Below are 4,762 nucleotides of genomic sequence, written 5' to 3'. Positions count from 1 at the left end.
GGCGCAGTTGGTGCATATCGTGCACTGTCTAGCTGGACTAACCTGGGTGGTATTCTGAGCGTATTTAGCCTGTAAGACCAATAAGTGTATTAAAAATATACTTAAGTTAGACAAGAAAACCCGGTATCTTTAATAGATGCCGGGTTTTTTTTTGAACAAAAACGGCATATGAAGTGTCACACTTATTCCCATAAGAAATAAGGAAGAGAGAATGATTAAGCTACAGAAAATGGCAATCCTGGCATCGGCTTTACTGGGTGCCTCGTTTGCAGTCAATGCAGAAAATTTGAAACCTTTACCAGGTCAAGAAGTACTGAGAGTCTGCGCTGATCCAAACAACATGCCTTATTCAAATAAGAACAAGGAAGGTTTTGATAATAAAATTGCGGAGTTATTAGGTGAGCAACTGGGAATTCCAGTTGAGTATTACTGGTTTCCGCAACGAATTGGTTTTGCACGGAACACCATTAAAAAAGAACATCCAGAACGTGGTGGTTACATGTGTGACTTAGCCATGACTGTTCCAGAACATACAGATTTTATGCTGCCCACCAAACCGTATTTCAGTTCAATTGAAGCAATCGCCTATCGTAGCGGTGAAGGTTATGAAATTACGAAACTTGCCGATTTGAAAGAAGTAAATGAAAAACATGGACCACTAAAAATAGGTTTGTTTGACAGGGCTGTTTCAACTGAAGCACTTATCGAGATGGGATTGGGCGATCAGATATCTTATTATCAATTAATGAGTGGTGATGTGAATGCCAGTCCAGGAAGAGCAATTGAAGATCTAGCTGCAGGTAAAATTGATGTTATTCCAATGTGGGGACCTGTAGCAGGATACTATGCGAAGGTTTCTGATGTGCCGATTACAGTTAATCCATTAAATGAATTGGGTCAGCTGCATGTATTCAGTTTCAGCATGGCAACTCGCTACTCAAGCAGAGAATGGAATAAATTATTGAATACATTCATCGATCAGAACAAAGATAAGATTGATGCCATTATTGCTGAATATAATTTACCATCGCTTGAAAACGTCAGTCCTACACCAGCCAAAAAGCCGCGCAAGGATGACGATGATTAGTAGAACGTTCGATTAAAGTGATACCCGAAAATTAATGGTGGCTACAAAACTGTAGCCTCCATTATTTTTTTCAGGTTGTCGTTTATTCGTGCAGCAAACTCAGCCTGTTTTTTATCGGCAACGTTTTCGTCCATTAAACGGGTACCAATAATGACTCCATTACTACTTTCCCGAACCGTCATAATGCAGGGCATATCATTAATCAATTGTTCATTAATCAGCATCATTTCTTTTGCATAAGTAATATTGCAAAAACTGATGACAATGGATAAAGGAAAGTCTTCATCCCCGCGTTCGCGGATAGCAGAGCCTATGTCACTTTTATGAATAATTCGATAGTTGTGTTCCGATATCGCAATATTCAGGTTTTCCAAGGTTTCTTGGTAACTATAAGGGCTATTTATTTCAATTATTCGGTTAGTATTCGCAGGCTGACATGCGATAATAAAAAACAGACTGGAAATCAAAATTCCGGGAATCTTTAAGTGAGTAAATAGAGTCATAAGCAGATAAAAATAATAATTGAAATATAAGTTTAAGCATAACACCTATAAAAAATCGTGAGGTAACAAACAGTGAGAATAAATCAATACATCGTGTTTTCGCTCGGATTGATGCTGCTGTTAACTGGTAAAGCGTTTGCAGCTCCGGGTATGTCAGAGATTAATAATGAGTTATTTGATAAGTCCCACCTTAAAAACATCGACCAGCCAGGCGTGTTGGAATATAAATTTACTAAAACCAGCTTTGTTGATGGTGATTACACCGATACCATTGATGTCATTGTTAAAAATATTCGTAATACCGGCCGAGCGGATACCTACTTTGAATTTTTTACCGGTCAGAACAAACGTCCATATCAGGAACGGTTAGATCAACGTGGTAATAGTGTATTCGTTTTATTTCTGGAATATGACGTACATGAAATGAAGCGTTTAACAGGTGGTGAATGGCGGTATTTCCAACGTTTATTACGTTGGTCATTTGCGGAAGGTGCTGATAAAAAACAGGTTGAAGTAGATTACAACGGTGACAAAGTAAAAGCATGGCAATATACCGTGCAACCTTATATTAATGACCCCAAGAATGATCGTTATAAACTGTATTCTTCGAAGTATTATATTTTTACCTTATCAGAAGAAATTCCAGGTGAAATTTACGAGATAAAAACGGTCGTTCCTGATGGTAAAACCTGGAAGGAAGGTGAGGCGATTTTAGTCGAAGAGAAAGTTACCTTTACTGGGTTTAAGCCTGAATAACGTGGCACTTCTATGAATATTCTTAAAACGGGCCATTGAGCCCGTTTTTTTAGATGAAAAGAATCTTTAAAAAGCTTCAATCCATACAAGGTGCTTTGCGGTTCCATGAACTGAGTTTTGTGGTGCTGATTGTCATGACGGCCCTCATGAGTTTTAACTGGGCTTTAGCCTGGCAAAAAAGTTCAGAAGAATCCCTTCGCTTGAGTTCAATGAACACGCATGTGCAACATTTGCGTGGCGATCTTTATCGTCAGCTCAAGGAGGTCTTTGATGTTGTCTTTCTTAACGATGTCCTGGCTATTGAAGAGTATTATCAATTTCGCAATCAGATAGATAGCTATTTGTTACGGTTGAAAGTATTAGCGCAGACACCCACGGAAGAAATTCTGATTGTCAGAATTGAGTATGTCTATAACAAGTTTTATCAGGAAACCAGCCGATTTCTAGATTTGGAAGAATTAAGCTCTGAAGACAAGGTTTGGCTTGATGAGCAGCTTGAAGAACAAACCTTCCGCCAGCTTGAAATGGTTTTCAGTGATATTGAGGACTATCTGAAACAACAGCAGTTGCAATTAACCGCTTCTGATGAACGTATGTTCGGCAAGATGATTCTCAGTGAAGCACTGCCAATCATATTGGCGCTGATTTTGCTCAGTATCTCCAAATGGTTTGTGCGTCGCAATATGCTGGCCCCGCTCAGAAATGTCACCAAAGGCGCTAAAATAATCAGTACGGGAGACTTTAAACATCATATCCCGTTAAAAGGCCTGGAAGAACTGCAGCGACTGTCGCAGGCTATTAATAGCATGGCAGATGAATTAGCCAGTAACAGAGATCAGTTAATTGAAACCAAAAAACAAGCTGCTTTAGGTGAGTTAGTACCGTTGGTTGCACATAATATTCGTAATCCCTTGGCGGGTATTCGTGCTGCTGCACAGGTATCGATTGACGATGCGAATGAAGAAAGCCGCGCTGTTCTGAAAGACATCATCATTGCTGTCGACAGGTTGGAAAATTGGGTGACTTCCTTATTGATGTATTTACACCCCTTAAAGCCACATATGATCGAAGTTACCTTAACGGAACTGACAGATAATGCATTGTCCTTAATAGAGTTGCAGCTAACCGAGAAATCGATTCAATTAAATCGTCATGGGTGGCAGCAAGCAGCCAGGCAGATCAATATGGATAATAATCTGATGGAGCAGGCTATTTTTAATTTGATTCAGAATGGCATTGAAGCCTCTCCAGTTGATTCATCCATCAATATTCATTATTGGGAAACCCCTCAAATGATCGGTTTACATATTGATGATCAGGGGAGTGGGTTTTCTCATAAGCCGGATGAAAAAAACAGCCAATTACATAAAAAATTGAGTTATGGGCTGGGAATTCCATTCGCACAAAAAGTCATTAAACAACATCATGGCGATTTAGCATTTGAGACAAATTCTCATGGTGGTGCGAGAGTATCACTGACCTTGCACGTTAATGATAAACAGGCAAATAAATAGGATGTTCTATGCTTAATTTCTTATTGATAGAGGATGAAAGTCTGTTTGCCAAGTCTGTTAAGCGCAGACTTGAACGGGAAGGTCATCACGCCAAAATTGCAGATAACATCAGTACAGGCCAAAAATTATTACAGAGTGAATCTCCAGATATTTTACTGTTGGATGTCAGGCTCCCGGATGGTAATGGTCTGGATTTATTGACAGAAATTCGTGCTGAGGGGCATCCCATGGCAACGCTGCCTGTTATCGTGATGACGGCATACGGGGAGTTGGAAGATGCTGTCAGTGCTATGAAATTTGGCGCTTCTGATTATCTGAAAAAGCCAGTAGATCTCGATGAATTAATGCTGACAATCGTTAAAGTAGTACATAACCATGCCATTCGCCGTCAGCTGGATTTTTCAGAGCAGCGCGCCCAAAAAACACAGCAACTGATCAATCTCATTGGCAGCAGTCAACAGATTATGACTATTCGGAATCAGGCCAAGCAGCTTTCTGAACTGATGGACAAAAATAAAGATACCACTCCAGTGGTCTTAATCACTGGTGAGACGGGGAGTGGGAAAGGTGTATTAGCACGGTATTTTCATCAAATCAGTCATCGATATGACCGACCTTTCGTCAATGTGGATTGTGCTGCTTTGCCTGATGACGCTGTAGAGGCTGAGTTGTTTGGCCAGGAAAGCTATTATAGCCTTAATGAAGCATCAAAAGCTCGGCCTGGACTTATCGAAGTAGCTGAAGATGGTACGCTTTTTCTTGATGAAATTGCTGAGTTATCGTTGTCTGCCCAAACTAAGCTACTTAATGTAATTGAAAGGCGACAATTACGCAGACTGGGGTCAACAAGAGAAATACCGGTAAACTCGCATGTTATTGTTTCAACCAATCGTGATCTGCAG

5 protein-coding genes are annotated in these 4,762 nt (G+C 40.1%); 4 read left to right on the top strand and 1 reads right to left on the bottom strand.

Annotated elements, in window-relative coordinates:
- Positions 1 to 211 precede the first annotated feature (211 nt).
- The gene (locus B3O33_RS05960; RefSeq protein ID WP_292360501.1) at positions 212 to 1,087 is read left to right on the top strand and encodes a quinoprotein dehydrogenase-associated putative ABC transporter substrate-binding protein; all 876 of its coding nucleotides are present in this window, start codon (positions 212 to 214) and stop codon (positions 1,085 to 1,087) included.
- Positions 1,088 to 1,128: 41 nt separating this feature from the next.
- On the opposite strand, the gene B3O33_RS05955 is transcribed toward B3O33_RS05960, so the two are convergent.
- Entirely contained in the window at positions 1,129 to 1,590 is a 462-nt protein-coding gene (locus B3O33_RS05955) for a DUF302 domain-containing protein (protein WP_292363185.1), read from the bottom strand.
- 72 nt (positions 1,591 to 1,662) lie between these two features.
- On the opposite strand from B3O33_RS05955, the gene B3O33_RS05950 reads away from it, so the two are divergent.
- The 3 genes from B3O33_RS05950 to B3O33_RS05940 all read left to right on the top strand — a co-directional run.
- The gene (locus B3O33_RS05950; RefSeq protein ID WP_292360497.1) at positions 1,663 to 2,346 is read left to right on the top strand and encodes a hypothetical protein; all 684 of its coding nucleotides are present in this window, start codon (positions 1,663 to 1,665) and stop codon (positions 2,344 to 2,346) included.
- A gap of 146 nt (positions 2,347 to 2,492) precedes the next feature.
- A complete protein-coding gene (locus B3O33_RS05945; protein WP_292363184.1) occupies positions 2,493 to 3,860 on the top strand; it encodes a sensor histidine kinase in 1,368 nt (455 codons plus the stop codon).
- Between the two features lie 8 nt (positions 3,861 to 3,868).
- On the top strand, positions 3,869 to 4,762 hold an 894-nt coding region (locus B3O33_RS05940; protein ID WP_292363183.1), incomplete at its 3' end, for a sigma-54-dependent transcriptional regulator.

Origin of the sequence: Methylophaga sp. UBA1464 (genome assembly GCF_002325665.1) — a bacterium.
Taxonomy (GTDB): domain Bacteria; phylum Pseudomonadota; class Gammaproteobacteria; order Nitrosococcales; family Methylophagaceae; genus Methylophaga.
Note: the sequence above shows the minus strand (reverse complement) of the source record. Positions and strands in the feature narration are given on the sequence as shown.

Coding starts and splice junctions, on each gene's coding strand:
- B3O33_RS05945 (WP_292363184.1), top strand. CDS start 2,493: ATGAGTTTTAACTGGGCTTTAGCCTGGCAAAAAAGTTCAGAAGAATCC.
- B3O33_RS05960 (WP_292360501.1), top strand. CDS start 212: ATGATTAAGCTACAGAAAATGGCAATCCTGGCATCGGCTTTACTGGGT.
- B3O33_RS05955 (WP_292363185.1), bottom strand. CDS start 1,590: ATGACTCTATTTACTCACTTAAAGATTCCCGGAATTTTGATTTCCAGT.